We start from the raw sequence: 18,040 nt of genomic DNA on the forward strand, positions 1-18,040 counted from the left end.
GTCTCAATACCGCTGAGCAATCTGTCTCTCCACCTGGAGGGGCCCCGAATATTCTGGGTCCCCCTTGCGCCGCATTCGGGGGATTATAACGACGACGCCCAAAGAAAAAATGCTTTTCATCTGAAAAGATTTTTAAGAAGCATGGCTCAGTTGCCAGCACTTTATTTACGCCTATCTGTTACCCTTGCCCCGTGCCCTGAGCGTCTTCCGGACGTGGGAAGATGAGACGGAATACTGTACCACTCCTCACCTCTCCCTCGCGGTTTTCCTCAATTACGAGGCGAGCTTCATGCAGCCGGACAATAGCCGCAACGAGGCTCAGCCCTAGCCCACTACCGGGAATGTGACGACTTTTATCCGCCCGGTAAAAACGGCTCATGACAGCATTGCGCTCTTCCACAGCAATGCCAACCCCCGTATCTCGCACCTCAAACCACGGTTCACACAGTTCATTACAGCCTGCCCGCAGGGTCACTGCACCACCCTCCTCCGTAAATTTGAGGGCATTATCAAGCAGGTTGGCGAGAACCTCATTTAGGAGATCCGCATCACCCCATAGTTCCACAGGCCCTTCATGCGGCAAGACAGACAGAGTCAACCCTTGCGTTTCCGCATTAGGTTCATACAGGTCGGCCATATCGGCAATCAACGGCATAACATCCATACGCCTAAAACCGGCCCGCCTCTGCCCATTTTCAATCTCCCCAATCCGCAGCAAAGCCGTAATAACCGAAAAACACTGCTCCAGATCACGCTGACACAGTGCCATCGCCTGCTCAAAGCGTGCTTCTTCCTCTGCTGTTGCAGCCATCATCGGAACAAAACCGTTCAGCCTGTCCAATCGGGCCTGAACACGGGCCAAAGGCGTGCGGAGGTCGTGGGCGATATCGTTGCCCACATCCCGCATTTCGCCCATCAGCTGCTCCAGCCGGTCCAGCATCCGGTTGACGGACCCTGCCAGACGGTCAAGGTCATCATGACCACGCCCGACAGGCAACCTTTCCCGCATCTGCCCTTTAACAATCTGCTCAATGGAATGATGCATCTTGGTGATGCGCCCCAACGCCCGGCGGCTCAATACCATTCCGGCGGTCAGGGCAAAAAGTACGACTGGCAACATGGAAAACAAGGCACATTGCCGAGCAACATGCCGTAGCTCATCCACCATATGGCGAGACCGCCCCAGCACCAGCAGGCGGGTCTTCCCCGGCTGCATCCCCGGCACTTCCACCACCAGAAAACGCATGACCGTCACGGAATGATCCGGCAAAACGAAGGACAGGTTTTGCGTAGACTGACTAGCTGTCAACCCCGCAGGCCATGCTGTCATATCTCCTGCAATGGGGTGATGTTCCTTATCGAACAAGGCCGCCGCATTAAGGAAAATACGCAGCTCACTTGTACTACGTTCCTTCAGCCGAACTTCCAGGTCCCCCGGAGCCTCCTGCATAAGGACAGAAGCCGAACGGCGCAGCAAATCATTGGTACGAAGCTGCTCATAGGTACTGATCTGCCCATAAAGCAGGACCAGCTCCAGCAGCATCCCCAGCACCACGACACAGACAAGCCCCAGCGTCAGCCGGAAAGCCGCCGTGCGGAACAGGTCACTCCGGAACACGTAAACAGAACCCAGCACCACGGATGCTGTGAATCAGTGGCTCTTCACCGTCCTTATCCACCTTGCGCCGCAATTTGCCGATATGCACATCCACGAGATTGGTGCGGGGCACAAACCGGTAATTCCAGACATCTTCCAGCAGCATGGTACGGGTCAGAACCGTATTGGGACGACGGATCATATATTCCAGCAAACGGAACTCCCGGGGGAGAAGATCAATCTCCCGCCCGTCCCGCCGTACCCGCCGCTCTAGAAGGTCCATTTCCAGCGGGCCCAGTTTCAACATGGAAGTGCGCCCATAAACAGGCCGCCGCAGCAGAGCTTCTAGCCGAGCCGCCAACTCTTCCATCACAAACGGTTTTGTAAGGTAATCATCCCCGCCCGCTTTCAAACCACTGATACGGTCATCCACTGCGGATAGAGCCGATAGGACAAGAACCGGCATGGTCATGCCCTGTTCTCTCAGGGTCTCCAGCACGCTCAGCCCGTCCAACCCCGGCAACATACGATCCATTACCAACAGGGCATAATCCCCCTTGCGGGCCATCTCCAGCCCTTCGGTTCCTGTCGCCGCACGGAGGACCTCATAGCCCCGCCCGCTCAGGTCCCCCACGATCTCCTCAGCAAGACTGTCATCATCCTCAACAAGCAGAATCCTCACGGGAGCCTGCTCATCACCCTCTGGCAACGTATCACTCGGCCAGGGCTGTCGTTCCATCTTTCTAGTTTTCTTTCCTGCCGCCATCTCATAGCCTCTCTTCTGACGGGTACGATACCATGTCCGCCATCAGCTACCAGCCCGCTCCGCTGCGGACTGCCCAGCCGCCACGCCGCTAGCCCAAGCCCATTGGAAGTTGTAGCCACCCAACCAGCCTGTCACATCCACGGCCTCGCCAACCATATACAGTCCCGGCACCGTGCGGACCTCCATCGTCTGGGACGAGAGGTCCCTCGTATCCACACCTCCCCGCATAACCTCTGCCTTGAGGTAACCTTCTGTCCCAACGGGGTTCAGCACCCAGTCATTCACCTGTGCAGCTAAAGCCCGAATCGCCTTCCCCGGCTGTTCAGCTAAGGGGCGTTCATCCAATTTCCCAGCAACCAGAACACGCACCAGCCGAGAGGGCAGAGCTTCTAGCAGAGCTGGCGCATGAGCCTTAGGCCGCTGTTGGCAGACTGCCCGCATAACCTCATGAGCATCCTGACCGGGTAGCAGATTCAGGCGCAGAGCCTGCCCGCTCTCCCACCATGACGAAATCTGAAGGATAGCCGGACCAGACACACCCCGGTGAGTAAAGACCATCCCGCCAGTAAAGACGGGCTTCTTCTGCCCCACCAGCGCAGCCGTGACCTGAAGAGACACACCGGCAAGATCTGGCCAAGGTTCCTCAAGGAGAAAAGGAACGAGAGCCGGAGCCGGCGGAACGACCCTCAACCCAAACTGCCGAGCCATTTTCAGGGTAAAATCCGTTGCGCCCAGTTTGGGAATGGACAACCCACCTGTCGCCAGAATGACAGACCGTGCCTGAACAGCCCCCCATGACGTATCCAGCGTAAAGATATAGCCATCATGCCTGATGTCGCTCAGAGAACACTCAAGCTGAAACTGTACTCCTGCCGCCAGGCACTCATCTTCCAGCATGGTGACGATCTGTCTGGCTGATTCATCGCAGAAAAGCTGACCGTCTTCCTTCTCATGCCAGCGGATACGGTGTTTTTCGACAAGGGAGAGGAAATCCCGTGGCCGATAACGCGCTAGAGCTGACCGGCAAAAACGTGGATTTTCAGAGCGATAATGCGTCCAATCCGCTTTTAAATTAGTGAAATTACACCGTCCCCCACCGGAAATGAGAATCTTCCGGCCCGGCTGATCGGCATGGTCAAGCAGGATAGTCGTCGCCCCTCTCTGCCCTGCTGTAGCAGCGGCCATCATTCCGGCTGCCCCCGCCCCTATGACGGCCACGTCCCATACTGTCATGCCTGCATCACCTTTCTCGGCGTTCGCTCAAAAATCAAGATCGGCATAATGGGCAGGAGGCTTCACACCGCTAACACGATCACTCAACAGGTCCCGGAAACAGGGACGGGACTTAATGCGGGCATACCAGTCTCGCACACATGGGGCTCGACGCCAGTCGATATCTCCCAGAAAGTCCAATGCGGAGATGTGGGCTGCGGCTATAAAATCTGCTGCTGTCAGAACGGAACCACCAAGCCATGTCCGTGTTTCGGCCAGATAACCGATATAATCCAGATGGAAACGAAGATTCTTATAACCAGCCTGAAGCACTTTACCATCGGGATGGCCCTGCCCGAAAAGACGCTTCTCGACCTTCTCCCCCAACAGATTGACCATAACCTCCTGCTGGAACAGTCGCTCGAACCAGTCCATCAGGCGGCGGACCTCCACACGTTCAGTCAGGCTACGCCCCATGAGGGAGACCTCTGGATAGGCATCCTCCAGATACTCAGCAATGACCCGCCCACCGGGCACGACCATGCCGTTATCCTCCACCAGAACAGGAACCTCACCTGCGGGATTTAAGTCATGAAAGCGTTCGTTCTGCTCCCACGTCTTTTCCACGACAAGCTCGAAAGGCAGTTTCTTCTCTGCCAGCATAAGCCGTACAAAACGCGATTGCGGAGACAGGGGTAAGTGATGCAGTATACGCATATGTTTTTCCTACGGCATTTTTGCACCAGGGAACAGAGACCATTCCGATCAGTCCAGACACAGCTACGGTGACCCCAAGTTCATGTCCAGCCCATCAGCATCTCAGTCATTTCATCTGTCAGATGCGTCTACAGTGCAAGCCCCGGCATCCAACGCTATGACCATTCGTGCCCGGGGTCGTTCCTTTTTGGCACTTATCCTCTCTCCAGAGGCACCCCTAAAGGAATGGCTGGCTGGCCTTGATGAGCATATGAGGCGGGCAGCCGGGTTCTTCAACCGTCAGCCTGTCATTCTGGACCTCAGCTTGCTAGATGAACATACCGAAGGTCTAGCCGACTTCCAGCAGGAACTACGCCAACGCCATGTGCATCTGATTGGCATAGAAGGTGGAGACCGCCACTGGGAAGCACTCCAGTCGTGGGAATGGCCCATCGAACTTCAGGGAGGACGCCCAAGCGGCCCCGTGAAACTCCCTGATAATGAAGAAGATAAACAGGACAGCGGCTCCACCGCCGCAACATTGCGGGAGCCCCTCATCATCAACCGTGCTGTGCGGTCCGGGCAATCCATCCAGAATCCTGATGGTGATGTCATTGTGCTGGGAGCCGTCTCTTCCGGGGCCGAGATCATTGCCGGGGGGTCTGTCCATGTCTATGGCCCACTGCGCGGGCGGGCTATAGCCGGTGTAGACGGCCACCCCCACGCCCGCATTTATACCGCCAAAATGGAAGCCGAACTGCTAGCTATTGATGGCTTCTATATGGTCGCCGAGGAAATGCCAGAGGAATCAATTGGGCAAGCGGCACAGGTTTATCTAGAAGATGAACGCCTAAAAGTTGTCCCTCTTCAGGCAGGAACCATTAGGGCATGATATTTATCTTTCCAGCAAAAAGGAAAATCCCATTTTGCCGGTAGAATGTCTTATCAATGCCTAGTCAATGCGGTAGAGTACGAAGCAATAGAATAAGGTTCGCTTTTCCTGAACCTTGACAGTCTGTAACAGTGTTAACAAAGGCTTACGGGCCACTACGGGAAAGCTGAAGAGTCCATGGCAAAGATCGTCGTTGTTACATCCGGCAAGGGGGGGGTTGGTAAGACAACCACAACAGCCGCCCTTGGGGCCGCTCTGGCAAGAAGTGGGCAAAATGTGGCGGTGGTCGACTTCGATGTCGGGCTGCGTAATCTGGACCTCATCATGGGGGTGGAACGCCGCGTCGTGTTCGACCTCATCAATGTTATTCAGGGTGAAGCCACACTCAATCAGGCTCTGATCCGTGATAAACGCTGCGAGACCCTGTCTATTCTGCCAGCCTCCCAGACCCGCGATAAAGATGCCCTAACAAGCGAGGGCGTAGAGCGGGTGATGAACGAACTGCGGGAACGTTTCGACTGGATCCTCTGTGACAGTCCTGCCGGGATTGAACGCGGCGCCCGTCTGGCCATGCACCACGCCGACCATGCCGTGATTGTCACCAACCCTGAAGTCAGCTCCGTGCGCGATTCAGACCGTATCATCGGTATGCTCGACAGCCAGACAGCCCGTGCGCAAAAGGGTGAGACGGTGGAAAAACACCTGCTCGTAACACGCTACGACCCGAGCCGCGCCTCCCGTGGGGAAATGCTGAGTGTTGAGGATGTCGTCGGTATTCTCTCCCTTCCCCTGCTTGGCATCGTGCCCGAGAGTGAGGACGTCCTCAAGGCATCCAACGTTGGTGCCCCTGTCACTTTTGCCTCACCGGAAAGTGCTCCCGCCCTTGCTTATTTCGAGGCTGTGGACCGGCTGGAAGGCAAAGACGTCCCCGTCACAATTCCGACAGAGAAACGTGGTCTGTTCGACCGCATCTTCAAAAAGAGGGGCTCATGAGTTTTCTGGACAGCTTTTTTTCCCGGAAACGCTCCGAGGCAAGCAGCAATGTGGCGCGGGACCGACTACAAATTCTTCTAGCGCACGAGCGTCAGGCTCAGGAGGGGGGCGATTCCACCCTCCTGCGCACTCTCCATGCCGAAATCCTTGAGGTTCTCGCACGTCATGTCTCCATTGATGAAGACAATGTGCAGATCAAGATGGATCGAGGCCAGAAATGTTCCAAGCTGGAAATCGACATTCAGGTGCCCCAGAGTGGCCTGAGGGCGCAGGTATCCACCGTGACACCTAATGAGGACCTCTGAAACAGCTTTAATCCACACTTAGCCGGAGACCCTGAGCGGGGCCCTTCCCCGCCGTTGTCCTCGGCCATGACAGACTATCGCTAAGCACTCGTCATAGTTCCTGATTTGTGCCCTGCCCGCCTGTAGTAGACAGAATGTCGGGTTAAGTAATTTTTAACTATTAATTATAGTTTATTTTGTGTTCTGAACAACACACAATTGTGTCTTTCATGCTGCGGTTTGTTCATAACACCCTTTATTCCATAGCCAGGACAGAAGCCGTTCTATATCAGGTCAACACTTAGTTTTTTTCTATTTTCACTATTTGAGATGGTTCTTGCTCAGAATCCCCTACTCTGCACGCAGAATTATGATCTCATCTGCTGGAAAGTTGTCCCGATGCGTTCCCTGCTTCTTTCGCGCCGTTTCGCTTCCCTGCCCTCCCTGCTTGGAATCGGGCTGGGCTGCATCCCCATTCTGCCGCTTCAGGCTAATGCCGCAGATAGGGACCCAACTATTGAGCAGCCACACACCTCCCATAAAAAGACCCCTTCATCAAGGAAGGTCACCAAAAAGCAGGCTGCCGCACCGCTCCTGCAACGACATGTTCAGCAGGTGCAGGGTGGCACGGAAACCCTCATCGTCACCGGTACACGAGAGATTGGGAAAAAGGCCCGTGATTCCATTGCTCCCGTTGATGTTGTCTCCAGCAAACAGCTCACCAACACTGGGCAGCCAACCCTGCGCGATGCCATGCAGCTCCTGCTGCCTTCCCTTACCGTTCCCACAGGTGGGTTTGATGCAGGGGCTCTGACTGATTCCATCAGCCTACGGGGGCTAAGTTCCAATGAGACGCTAATCCTCGTAAACGGGCACAGGCGGCACACCACGGCCAACATCTACGCCGATACTGGCCCGCAGCAAGGCACCACCCCTACCGACATCGATATGATCCCCCTCTCCGCTATCGACCATATCGAAGTGCTGAGAGACGGTGCCTCTGCCCAATATGGGTCAGACGCTATTGCAGGCGTGGTAAACATCATCCTCAAAAAACAGGATCATGGCCTGACGATACGCTCCAACAGCGGCATTACCAGTGATGGCGATGGCTACCAGCAAGGTCTCTTCATTGATGGCGGGGCCGCGTTTGCGCAAGACCGTGGTTTCATCCATGTCAGCGGTGATCTCGTCCATCAGGATCACAGTTTCCGCTCCGCACCAGATAGCCGGACTGGAACAACCATCAACAAAATCCTAAGCCAACCAGAGCAGACCCGTGAATCCGTGGCCATCAATGCAGGCTACGACATTACCAACACGCTCCAGCTTTACAGCACGGCTACCTATGCCCACCGCCATGCGGAAGCCTTCCAGAATTATCGTCTGCCCTCTTCCCTCTCCAGCACACCCGGTTATGCCGCCATTTACCCTGACGGCTACTCCCCCCTTCAGACGCTGGAAGAGAATGATTTTGAAATCACAGCGGGGCTAAAAGGCCGCCTTGCAGGCTGGCATTGGGACCTTTCCAGCACCTACGGGCGAGATTTCGACAATATCGGCCTGAAGAATGACGCCAACAAAGCCCTGCCTGCCTCTGCTCTTCAGACAACCTATAAAAGGGTGCAGGGCTTTAATGACACGCAATGGAATAATGAGCTGAACCTGAACCGGAAGCTCTATCTCCCCTTCTGGCCCCATAGCATCAACCTCGCCGGGGGGGCAGGCTACCGTTATGAAGCATATTCCATCGCCGAAGGCTCCAGTGCCAGTACATACGGCGGCGGGACAAGCCTAGCCCTTGCTGGCACAAGCCCCCGGAGTGCAGGCAATTCAAACCGTGATGTAGTTTCCGGCTATATTGATATCGCTACCCATCTAACAAAAAACTGGCAGCTAGACATGGCCGGGCGGTATGAACATTACACAGATGTCGGCAATACCCAGACTGGCAAGATTTCCACACGCTATGATGTATCAAAACGTCTGGCCTTCCGGGCAACCTTTAGCAATGGCTTCCATGCCCCCACTCTGGCACAGGAGCATTATTCAGCCCTGACCCTCTCCCCGACAGTTGCCCGTGGGCTTGTAGCGGCCACATCCCCCGGCGCCCTTGCCAGTGGTGCCCAGCGTCTGAAACCGGAGCAGAGCACGAACGTAGAAGGCGGCATCATTGCCGAGCCCTTCAAAGGGCTGCATGTCACGACTGACTTTTACCAAATCGACCTCCGGGGGCGCATCCTGCCCGGAAACAATATCTACGGCGTGGAAGCCGCCAATGTTCTGGCAGCCAATGGCATTACGGACCTGCCCGCCAACATCAATAATAACAACCTGTCCACCCAGTGGTTTGCCAATGTGGCCAATACCCGCACGCAGGGCATGGACATGACCATCACCTACACCACCAAGTTCCGCCACGCTGGACATATCGACTGGGATGCCGCCCTCAATCTCAACCGTACGAGGTTGCGCCATCAGGCCGTTCGTAGCGATGGCACACCGGTTCTCAATGCGCCAAGCCGAGCCTACATCACCACGGCCTATCCCCGCAGCAAGATCATCTTTGGTGGCACATGGGTATCACCGGCCCATCGCTGGGCCGTAGCCCTGCATGAAATCCGGTACGGGCAGACAACGTCCGCTCTTACTTATTATAAGAACAACAACACCTCGACCGCCTCCACCACCAACTATCTCCAGTTCCATAACAAGCCGAAATGGACAACCAATCTTTCAGTGACTTACAAAATCACCAAAGTGTGGAGTACGACACTGGGCGGAAATAACATCTTCGCAGCATTCCCCAGCAAGGTGCCCCGTGGGAACCGCTATCTGGGGGCACCCAAATATTACATGAGTACCTCCCAGCTCGGCATTAATGGTGGCTATTACTATCTGGATGTGTCAGCCCGCTTCTAAGAAACGGGCCAGACCTCACATCTCGGCCCATGTCCGCAGCAGGTTGTGATAAACATTAGTCAAACGCAGTACTTCTGCATCCTTGGGGCCATGGCTCTGGGTCAGGGCCATGATGCTCTGGTCCAGGTCAAACAGGATGGACCGATGTTCCTGCGACCGGATGACGGACTGCGCCCAGAAGAAAGAGCCCCAGCGGCTGCCCCGTGTCACGGGGGTGACCGTATGCAGGGCCGTGGTGGGATAGACAATCATGTCCCCCGCAGGCAAGCGCACACGCTTTTCTTCTGATGGCCCATGAAGGACCAGCTCGCCCCCGTCATATTCATCAAGATCAGAAATAAAAAGCGTACTGGACACATCCGTACGGATGCGATGCCCTGTACCGGGAATAGGCCGCAGGGCGTTGTCGACATGCGCCCCGAAATTCATCCCCACATCATAACGATTGAAGAGTGGCGGCACGAGGCGGAGCGGTAAAACGGCACTGTTATAAAGCGGGTTCGTCCCCAACTTACGCAGCACAAAGGTGGAGAGTTCCTTCCCTAGTGGGCTGTCTGGAGCGATCTGAAGATTATTCTTCACACTGCCAGACTGTGCCCCGGCCGTCCCCCTGCCATCAACCCACTCTCCCGCTGCCAGACGGGACCGCAGATCGGCCAGTTCTTCTGCCGTGAGAACACCCGGAATATGCAACATCATGAGATCATGCCTTTCAGGCAGGCCCGGCGGCACCGCCACTTACAGGAAAAGGAGCAGACGGGGCCGCCTGCTCCATGTGAAACCTTCACACCATCGTCCAGAGCTTTCAAGACCGGACATACAGAAGGCATGGCCGGCCCCGCCCCTCAGTAATCCATGGTCAGACGACCAAGGAACGTCCGCCCCGGTGCCGGTGTGGCATAGCCCGTGAAAAGACTATTGTAATTCAAGCGGTTCGCCAGATTGTACCCGTTGAGGGACACCTGCCAGTGCCGCCCAAAATGATGGGTGATGACGGAGTCAAAATCCACATTAGCGGGCACCTTGGCCGTGTTGTCGTTATTCAGATACACACCCTGACGCCACGTCAGACCACCGCCGATAGTGAAGTTCCACGGCGTACCGGGAAAGGCCTCATAAGCAGACCAGAGCGTCGCCTGATTGTGCGGTACATACTGAATCTGGTTACGCATCCGCCCGCCACCGTTGGAAGACGTTTTCGGATCATACAGCGCATAGGTGGCTGTGATATTCCAGCCCGGCAGGATCATCCCGCCAAGGGAAAGCTCCATCCCCTGGTTACGCTGCTGGGCACCCGTGTTGATGGTAGAGTTAGAAACCGGGTCGGTCGTCAGGGCATTGCTCTTGTCCAGACGGAAGAGCGAGATGGTCGCCCCCAGACGGTCATGAAGCAAGCTGAACTTGCTACCCACTTCATACAGACGAGCACGCTGCGGGCGTGTATCCACAGTTCCTTGTGCCCCCGGACGGACTGGTATGGCCCCGCTGGTCACATACATACCCGTCGGTGTGGTAGAACTGGCATAGGTGAAATAAACCGTCTGCCATTTTGTCGGGGTCAGCACGAGGCTAGCCGTGGGATTAAAGGTATTGGTCGTCTGTGGGAAACTCCTATCCGGATTATTCGGCAGGTTAGACAGGCCATACGCCCGGTAATTGCTCTGCCAGCGGTCCCAGCGGAACCCACCTTTAATAGACGCCCATTTCGTCAACCAGATCTGATCATACAGGAAGATACCTGTATCAAACCCATACCCCCGGCTGTTCGGCTTTTTACCGATACCCGCAATATTCGGCATAGAATCCGCTTTGGCTGAAACACGACGGACCATAGCATCTGGCACATTATACGGGTCCGGGTTCAGCATGTTCGCCGTTGGGACTGCCTTAGTAAGAGACACACCCTGATACGTATCCTGCTGACGGGAATCATGGACATATTCCATATCAAACCCAGTCACGACCTGATGCCGCAAGAAACCCGTATTGAAGTCAGCCTGCAAGGAAGCAACATCCTGAAAGGACCAGCTATTCTGCTTATAGGGCAGCGGCACACTTCCGTTAGTATTGCGCGTGATCACACCAGCACCGTAATTGCCACTATTCAGCGCATTAACGCATTTCGTACCGCACTGAACCTTGGAGGCCTCAAAGTCACGGCTATACTCACCAAAGCGCAAGTCGTTATGGAATGTCAGGTGGTCATTGAAGATGTGCTTTAACCGCAGCGTCTCCATCGTATCATCGGTATGGTTGTGGTCCTGCTGCTTGCCATACCAGTTCTGGCGGGGCACACCATATTCCGAGATCGGCCGCCCATAAGCGGAACCACGGGCCTTGATCACCGGCATACCGTAATCGGGCACGCTATTATCCGTCTCATGCATGACCTGAAGTACGACGGTCGTCTTCGTCCCCAGCCCAAAAGCGATGGAGGGGGCAATACCCCAGCGATGATCCCAGACATGGTCTCGCCCGACTACATCATTAGACGCACCCAGCCCCTCCAAACGGAAAGCCGTTGTATCGTTGATGCGCTTATTTACATCCACCGTGCCACGGAAATAATTCGCAGACCCACCGCTGAAATCCACATTATAGTGGTCATTAACAGTTGGCGTCTTCGTGACGACATTGATGGCACCGCCTGTCGTCCCATTACCAAAAACCTGTGAGGACGGCCCCTTGATAACGTTGACCGAATCATAATTGAAGCTATCACGAGAATAGACGCCAAAGTCCCGCAAGCCATCTTCATAGATGTCATTCTGTGCCGGGAATCCACGGATGAGGAACTGATCCCCATTCAAACCGCCAGCCCCTTCCCCAACGGACGCCGTAATGCCGGGGACATTGCGCAAGGCTTCATCCAGCGACTTGACGTTCTGCTGCTTGATGAGTTCACGGGGTACCACATCAATCGTCTGCGGCGTGTGCATGACATCCTGCGGCAGACGCCCCATGTCGTTGCTGGCATGCATCGTATTGAATGGATGGCCGATAACATGGATGCGCTCCACATGCGTAGCCTGAACACCAGTCTGTGTTGGTGCCTGGGCTGCTGCCTTAGATGCCGGTGCCCCAGCGTTATGCGTCTCCTCTGCTGTAGCCGAGCCAGCCTGATGTGGGGCTGTTGTATCAGCGGCATATGCGCCCCCAGCGACACCCCCCAGTGTCAGAACAGCCGAAGCCGGCTTGAGGCATTGATGGATAAAACGGCTCATATCAAGGTGCTCCACAGCAGAGTAATACGATCTCCAAAAAGAGGAAGACCCTGATAGATGATAATTATTCTCAATTTCAAACCTTAAACGCTCTTTCTAAACGCTTCGTAATGATATTGTGTCTTAATTGCCACAATCCCCCTATCCCCATAAAAATGGCTTTTTTCTCCTATTTTTCTGCAAAACCCTGCTCACAAAAAAGGTAAGAATCTATCTATTTTGTAGAAATGATAGGATATACCGAACAAAGAGATAAAGTTATTCTGCCCCCATCTCTCTGACGGCAGGTGCCTCTCAGGCCAGATGCAAAAGGCATCCGGCCTGAAAAAACATACTCAGTAATCCATCGTCAGGCGGCCAAGGAACGTCCGCCCCGGTGCCGGCGTGGAATAACCACTAAATAGCGTATTGTAATTCAGACGGTTCGCCAGATTATACCCGTTGAGGGATACCAGCCAGTGCCGCCCAAAATGATGGGAAATGACAGTGTCGAAATCCACATTAGCGGGCACCTTGGCCGTGTTGTCGTTATTCAGATACACACCCTGACGCCACGTCAGACCACCGCCGATAGTGAAGTTCCACGGCTTGCCGGGGAAGGCCTCATAAGCAGACCAAAGCGTCGCCTGATTATGCGGCACATACTGAATCTGATTATACTTCGCTCCACCATTATTACTGGATGTTTTGGGGTCATACAGGGCATAGGTTGCCGTGATATTCCAACCCGGCAGGATTAGCCCTCCCAGAGAAAGCTCCATCCCCTGGTTACGCTGCTGGGCACCCGTATTGATGGTAGCATTAGAAACCGGATCAGTCGTCAGGGCATTGTCTTTATCCAGGCGGAAGAGCGAGATGGTCGCCCCCAGACGGTCATGCAGGAAGCTGAACTTGCTTCCCACCTCATAGAGGCGAGCATGCTGTGGCCGGTTATCCACCGACCCGCCATTCTTACCCGGCCGCACCGGCACAGCCCCACTGGTGACGTACATACCGGTTGGTGTCGTAGAGCTGGCGTAGGTGAAATAGATTGTCTGCCATGTCGTTGGCGTCAGCACGAGGCTCGCCGTGGGGTTGAAAGTATTTTTCGTCTGCGGGAAACGGCGGTCATCATTGGGTACAGGGCGGTTCTTTTCGTTTGGCGTCATGGCTGGCCCGCCGGTTATGGTGTAGCCACTCTGCCAACGATCCCAACGGAACCCACCTTTGATAGACGCCCATTTCGTCAGCCAAATCTGATCATACAGGAAGATACCTGTATCAAAACCATAGCCATGGTTATCCGGCTTTCTACCCAGCCCGGCAATATACGGCATGTTCTTGATATTCTCTCCCCCCGGGACGCGCCTCGCCTGCGCATCCGTCACCTCATATGGGTTGGGGTGGAGTAGATTAGCCGCCGGGATAGCCTCGGCATAAACATCCTGATGACGGGAATCATGGACATATTCCATATCAAACCCAGTCACGACCTGATGTCGCAAGAAACCGGTCTTAAAGTCAGCCTGCAAAGAGGCAACATCCTGGAAGGACCAGCTATTCTGCTTATAGGGCAAGGGCACGCTATTGCCCGGCGTCGTACGATTTACCAACCCCTTGGCAAAATTACCGCCATTGATGGCATCAATACACCCTGCCCTACACACAACCTTAGAAGCCTCAAAATTGCGGCTATACTCACCGAAACGCAAGTCGTTATGGAATGTCAGATGGTCATTGAAGATGTGCTTTAACCGCAGCGTCTCCATCGTATCATCGGTATGGTTGTGGTCCTGCTGCTTGCCAAAGAAGTTGTGACGGGGCACGCCATATTCAGACAATGGCCGCCCATAGGCTGACCATTTTGTCTTGATGACAGGCATACCAAAGTCAGGCACGCTGTTGTCGGTCTGATGCGTGACCTGCAAAACAACGGTTGTCTTCGTTCCCAGCCCAAAGGCGATGGAAGGGGCGATACCCCAACGATGATCCCAGACATGGTCCCGCCCAACCACATTGTTGGAGGCTCCCAATCCTTCCAAACGGAAAGCGGTTTTGTCGTTGATGCGCTTATTTACATCCACCGTGCCACGGAAATAATCCGCAGACCCACCGCTGAAATCCACATTATAATGATCGGTGAGTGTCGGCGTCTTCGTCACGACATTGATGGCGCCGCCTGTCGTCCCATTACCGAAAACCTGTGAGGACGGCCCCTTGATAACGTTGACCGAATCATAATTGAAGCTATCACGAGCGTAGACACCAAAGTCCCGCAAGCCATCTTCATAGATGTCATTCTGTGCCGGGAATCCACGGATGAGGAACTGATCCCCATTCAAACCGCCAGCCCCTTCCCCAACGGACGCCGTAATGCCGGGGACATTGCGCAAGGCTTCATCCAGCGATTTGACGTTCTGCTGCTTGATGAGTTCACGGGGTACCACATCAATCGTCTGTGGCGTGTGCATGACATCCTGCGGCAGACGCCCCATATCGTTGCTGGCATGCATCGTATTGAATGGATGGCCGATAACATGGATGCGCTCCACATGCGTAGCCTGAACACCCTGTGTCTGTGCATCACCGCTGGGTTGCGCCGAGTGGTCTGTTCTCTGCCCTGTGGCGGGCATGGTCTCTTCCTGCGGGGAAGCGGACGCTGCGCAGGCCCCGCCTGCCACACTCCCCAAGGTGAGCACCGCTGAAACTGGTCGGAGACACTGATGAATAAATCGACTCATGGAACAATCTCTGTCTGAAAGGGGGTCACGCACGTCCTGAAAGGACAGCTGCTCCATAAATGCGAATAAGTCTTAATTTTAACTTTAAGAGATTCTTTCACCGGCACAGAGGGACAGTAACTGTGTTAAAAACGACACGTTTATTTTAAAAAGTTATTTACTATCTATAGAATGGCAGTTCGTAATCGGTATAGCCAGTTAGACCTTTAGGGTGACAATCCCCTCCTCTCACGACATCCCCATAAAAAAACTGCGCCCCTCTGATCAAAGAAGGGCGCAGCCAGAACATCGTCTGTCGTGATGGTCCGTTCAGTAATCCATGCTCAACCGCCCGAGGAAGGCACGCCCCGGTGCTGGTGTTACCCGGTTTGTAAAGAGCGAGTTATAATTGAGGCGATTGGAAAGATTGTACGCATTCAGCGAGACAACCCAATGCCGGTTGATACGGTGCGAAATATAGGAATCAAACTCCACATTCGCCGGTACCTTAGCCGTATTGGCAAGATCCAAATACACACCCTGACGCCACGTCAGCCCACCACCAATGGTGAAGTTCCACAGCTTGCCGGGGAAGGCCTCATAAGCAGACCAAATAGTCGCCTGATTATGCGGCACGTACTGGATGTTCCGCCCACGATTAGCACCAGACATGACCCGAGGATCATACAAAGCGTAAGTAGCTGTCACGTTCCAGCCCGGCAGGATCACACCACCAAGGGACAGCTCCAGCCCCTGATTACGCTCCTTCACACCTGTGGCAAGTATCTGCCCAGCAACTGGATCGGCCGTCAGAGCATTATTCTTATCCAACCGGAAGAGCGAAATCGTAGCACCAAGGCGGTCATGCAGCAGACTCATCTTGGAACCAACTTCATAAAGCTGGGAGCGTTCAGGCTGGCTAGCGACCTGACCATTTACAGGGCGGATTGGCAGGGCGCCGTTTGTCACATACATACCCATCGGGGTCGTGGAGCTAGCATAGGTAAAGTAGAAGGTCTGCCAGCTATTAGGGGTGATCAGCAGGCTAGCCGTTGGATTGATAACACCTGTCGTATCACGATAATCCAGAGCTGCAGAAGGGGCCTTCCCCAGCGGGCCACGTTGAGCTGCACTTTCCTGCCCGTCTGCGCCCCATGTCTCATACCTGGTCTGCCAACGATCCCAACGCAGCCCACCTTTGGCAGACAGCCACTTCGTGAACCATACCTGGTCGTACAGGAACAGCCCCGTATCAAAACCATAGCCGTGGGAATCAGGCCGCCCAAGACTATAGTTGGTGTTCTTCCAGCAATTTCCAGAATCAGCACGGCATGTTGAATAAGCGTAATCATCACGCTTCGGATGATAGGTGTTCTGCCACGGGATGGCCCGGTGCGCTCCGACAGCATCATAGGCATATTGCCGCCGAGAATCCTGCACATACTCTATATCGAACCCTGTCACGAGCTGATGCCGCAGGAACCCCGTATTAAAATCCGCCTGCAAGGAGGCAACATCTTGGAAAGACCAGCTCGACTGTTTGTACGGCATCGGCCCACCATTAAGGCCGATACCAGCCGCCGGATTAACCTTCTTATAGCCCGGGTTATAAATCTGCATTTCCGAGCATGAAGCATTGGCACACTGCGGTGTAGAAGCCGCAAAGTCACGGCTGTACTCTCCGAAGCGGAGGTCATTATGGAATGTGAAATGCCGGTTGAAGACATGCTTCAGCCGTAACGTCTCCATTGTGTCATCACTGTTATCGTGATCTTGCGATTTGCCATAAACATTGTTCCGGGACACGCCGAAAGACGATTTCTCCGTGATCGGATGGCCTTTGACAACCGGCACACCATAATCTGGCACATTGCGGGATGTCTGATGCATGACCTGAAGAACAACGGTTGTTTTGGTGCCGATACCAAAAGAGATAGACGGCGCAATACCCCAACGATGGGAATGGACATAGTCCCGCCCCACAACCTCATTGGAGTTCGCCATCCCCTCCAGACGGAAGGCTGATGTATCCCCGATACGTTTATTTACATCCACGACACCACGATAGAAATTGCCTGACCCACCGCTAAAGTCAGCCCCATAATGGTCACGCAATGTCGGAGTTTTGGTGATGATATTGATGGCACCGCCCGTTGTGCCATTCCCGAAGACCTCCGATGAGGGCCCCTTAATGACATTGACGGAATCCTGAAAGAAGCTGTCGCGAGTATAAACACCAAAATCCCGCAAACCATCTTCATAAATATCGTTCTGTGCAGGGAAACCACGGATGAGGAACTGATCGCCACTCATCCCGCCAGCCCCCTCCCCAACCGAGGAGGTAATACCGGGAACATTCTTCAGGGCTTCATCAAGAGACTTCGCATTCTGCTGTCTGATCAGCTCCCGCGGCACGACATCAATCGTCTGTGCCGTATGCATGACATCCTGTGGCATACGGCCCATATCGTTACTGGCATGCATCGTATTGAACGGATGACCAATAACATGAATCTGTTCAACGCCCTTGGCCTGAAGGCCCTTTCCTTCATCCGTATCCTCGGCAGGTGCCGTTGTATCCTGAGTGACATTTACCGCAGCCCCCGGCTCTGCATGAGCCCCTCCAACGACACTACCTAATGTCAGAGCAGCTGATAATGGCTTAAGACCACTACGAATAAAACGACTCATAAACCCCACCCAAGAAAGATATTGTTGGGGTTCATCTAAATGATAATCATTTTCATTATATACT

12 protein-coding genes are annotated in these 18,040 nt (G+C 54.4%); 4 read left to right on the top strand and 8 right to left on the bottom strand.

The annotated features are described in order from the left end of the window. Positions 1-178: 178 nt before the first annotated feature. From CPA57_RS05785 to CPA57_RS05800, 4 genes are all read right to left on the bottom strand, one after another. Positions 179-1,618, bottom strand: a complete 1,440-nt coding sequence (locus CPA57_RS05785; protein WP_182082088.1) for a sensor histidine kinase — start codon at positions 1,616-1,618, stop codon at positions 179-181. Then, positions 1,605-2,336, bottom strand: coding sequence for a response regulator transcription factor (locus CPA57_RS05790; protein WP_182082087.1), 732 nt, complete (start codon positions 2,334-2,336; stop codon positions 1,605-1,607). Before CPA57_RS05790 ends, CPA57_RS05785 begins: the two co-directional genes overlap by 14 nt. A gap of 69 nt (positions 2,337-2,405) precedes the next feature. Beyond that, entirely contained in the window at positions 2,406-3,596 is a 1,191-nt protein-coding gene (locus CPA57_RS05795; RefSeq protein WP_182081910.1) for a BaiN/RdsA family NAD(P)/FAD-dependent oxidoreductase, read from the bottom strand. Between the two features lie 27 nt (positions 3,597-3,623). Continuing rightward, positions 3,624-4,292, bottom strand: coding sequence for a glutathione S-transferase family protein (locus tag CPA57_RS05800; RefSeq protein ID WP_182081911.1), 669 nt, complete (start codon positions 4,290-4,292; stop codon positions 3,624-3,626). Between the two features lie 82 nt (positions 4,293-4,374). On the opposite strand from CPA57_RS05800, the gene minC reads away from it, so the two are divergent. The 4 genes from minC to CPA57_RS05820 all read left to right on the top strand — a co-directional run bounded on the left by minC (position 4,375) and on the right by CPA57_RS05820 (position 9,362). Next, a complete protein-coding gene (gene minC, locus CPA57_RS05805) occupies positions 4,375-5,163 on the top strand; it encodes a septum site-determining protein MinC (RefSeq protein WP_407647564.1) in 789 nt (262 codons plus the stop codon). A 177-nt stretch (positions 5,164-5,340) separates the two neighbouring features. Further along, positions 5,341-6,156, top strand: a complete 816-nt coding sequence (minD, locus tag CPA57_RS05810) for a septum site-determining protein MinD (RefSeq protein WP_182081912.1) — start codon at positions 5,341-5,343, stop codon at positions 6,154-6,156. Beyond that, entirely contained in the window at positions 6,153-6,461 is a 309-nt protein-coding gene (gene minE, locus CPA57_RS05815) for a cell division topological specificity factor MinE (RefSeq protein WP_077396216.1), read from the top strand. Before minD ends, minE begins: the two co-directional genes overlap by 4 nt. A 378-nt stretch (positions 6,462-6,839) precedes the next feature. After that, entirely contained in the window at positions 6,840-9,362 is a 2,523-nt protein-coding gene (locus CPA57_RS05820; RefSeq protein ID WP_182081913.1) for a TonB-dependent receptor plug domain-containing protein, read from the top strand. A gap of 15 nt (positions 9,363-9,377) precedes the next feature. On the opposite strand, the gene CPA57_RS05825 is transcribed toward CPA57_RS05820, so the two are convergent. The 4 genes from CPA57_RS05825 to CPA57_RS05840 all read right to left on the bottom strand — a co-directional run bounded on the left by CPA57_RS05825 (position 9,378) and on the right by CPA57_RS05840 (position 17,976). Beyond that, on the bottom strand, positions 9,378-10,061 hold the full coding sequence (locus tag CPA57_RS05825) for a Fe2+-dependent dioxygenase (protein ID WP_182081914.1): 684 nt from the start codon (positions 10,059-10,061) through the stop codon (positions 9,378-9,380). Between the two features lie 146 nt (positions 10,062-10,207). Next, positions 10,208-12,586, bottom strand: coding sequence for a TonB-dependent receptor (locus tag CPA57_RS05830; RefSeq protein WP_182081915.1), 2,379 nt, complete (start codon positions 12,584-12,586; stop codon positions 10,208-10,210). A 335-nt stretch (positions 12,587-12,921) separates the two neighbouring features. Next, the gene (locus tag CPA57_RS05835) at positions 12,922-15,306 is read right to left on the bottom strand and encodes a TonB-dependent receptor (RefSeq protein ID WP_182081916.1); all 2,385 of its coding nucleotides are present in this window, start codon (positions 15,304-15,306) and stop codon (positions 12,922-12,924) included. A 309-nt stretch (positions 15,307-15,615) separates the two neighbouring features. Beyond that, positions 15,616-17,976, bottom strand: coding sequence for a TonB-dependent receptor (locus tag CPA57_RS05840; protein WP_182081917.1), 2,361 nt, complete (start codon positions 17,974-17,976; stop codon positions 15,616-15,618). Positions 17,977-18,040 lie beyond the last annotated feature (64 nt).

Source organism: Bombella favorum (assembly GCF_014048475.1).
In the GTDB taxonomy this organism is placed as follows: Bacteria; Pseudomonadota; Alphaproteobacteria; order Acetobacterales; family Acetobacteraceae; genus Bombella; species Bombella favorum.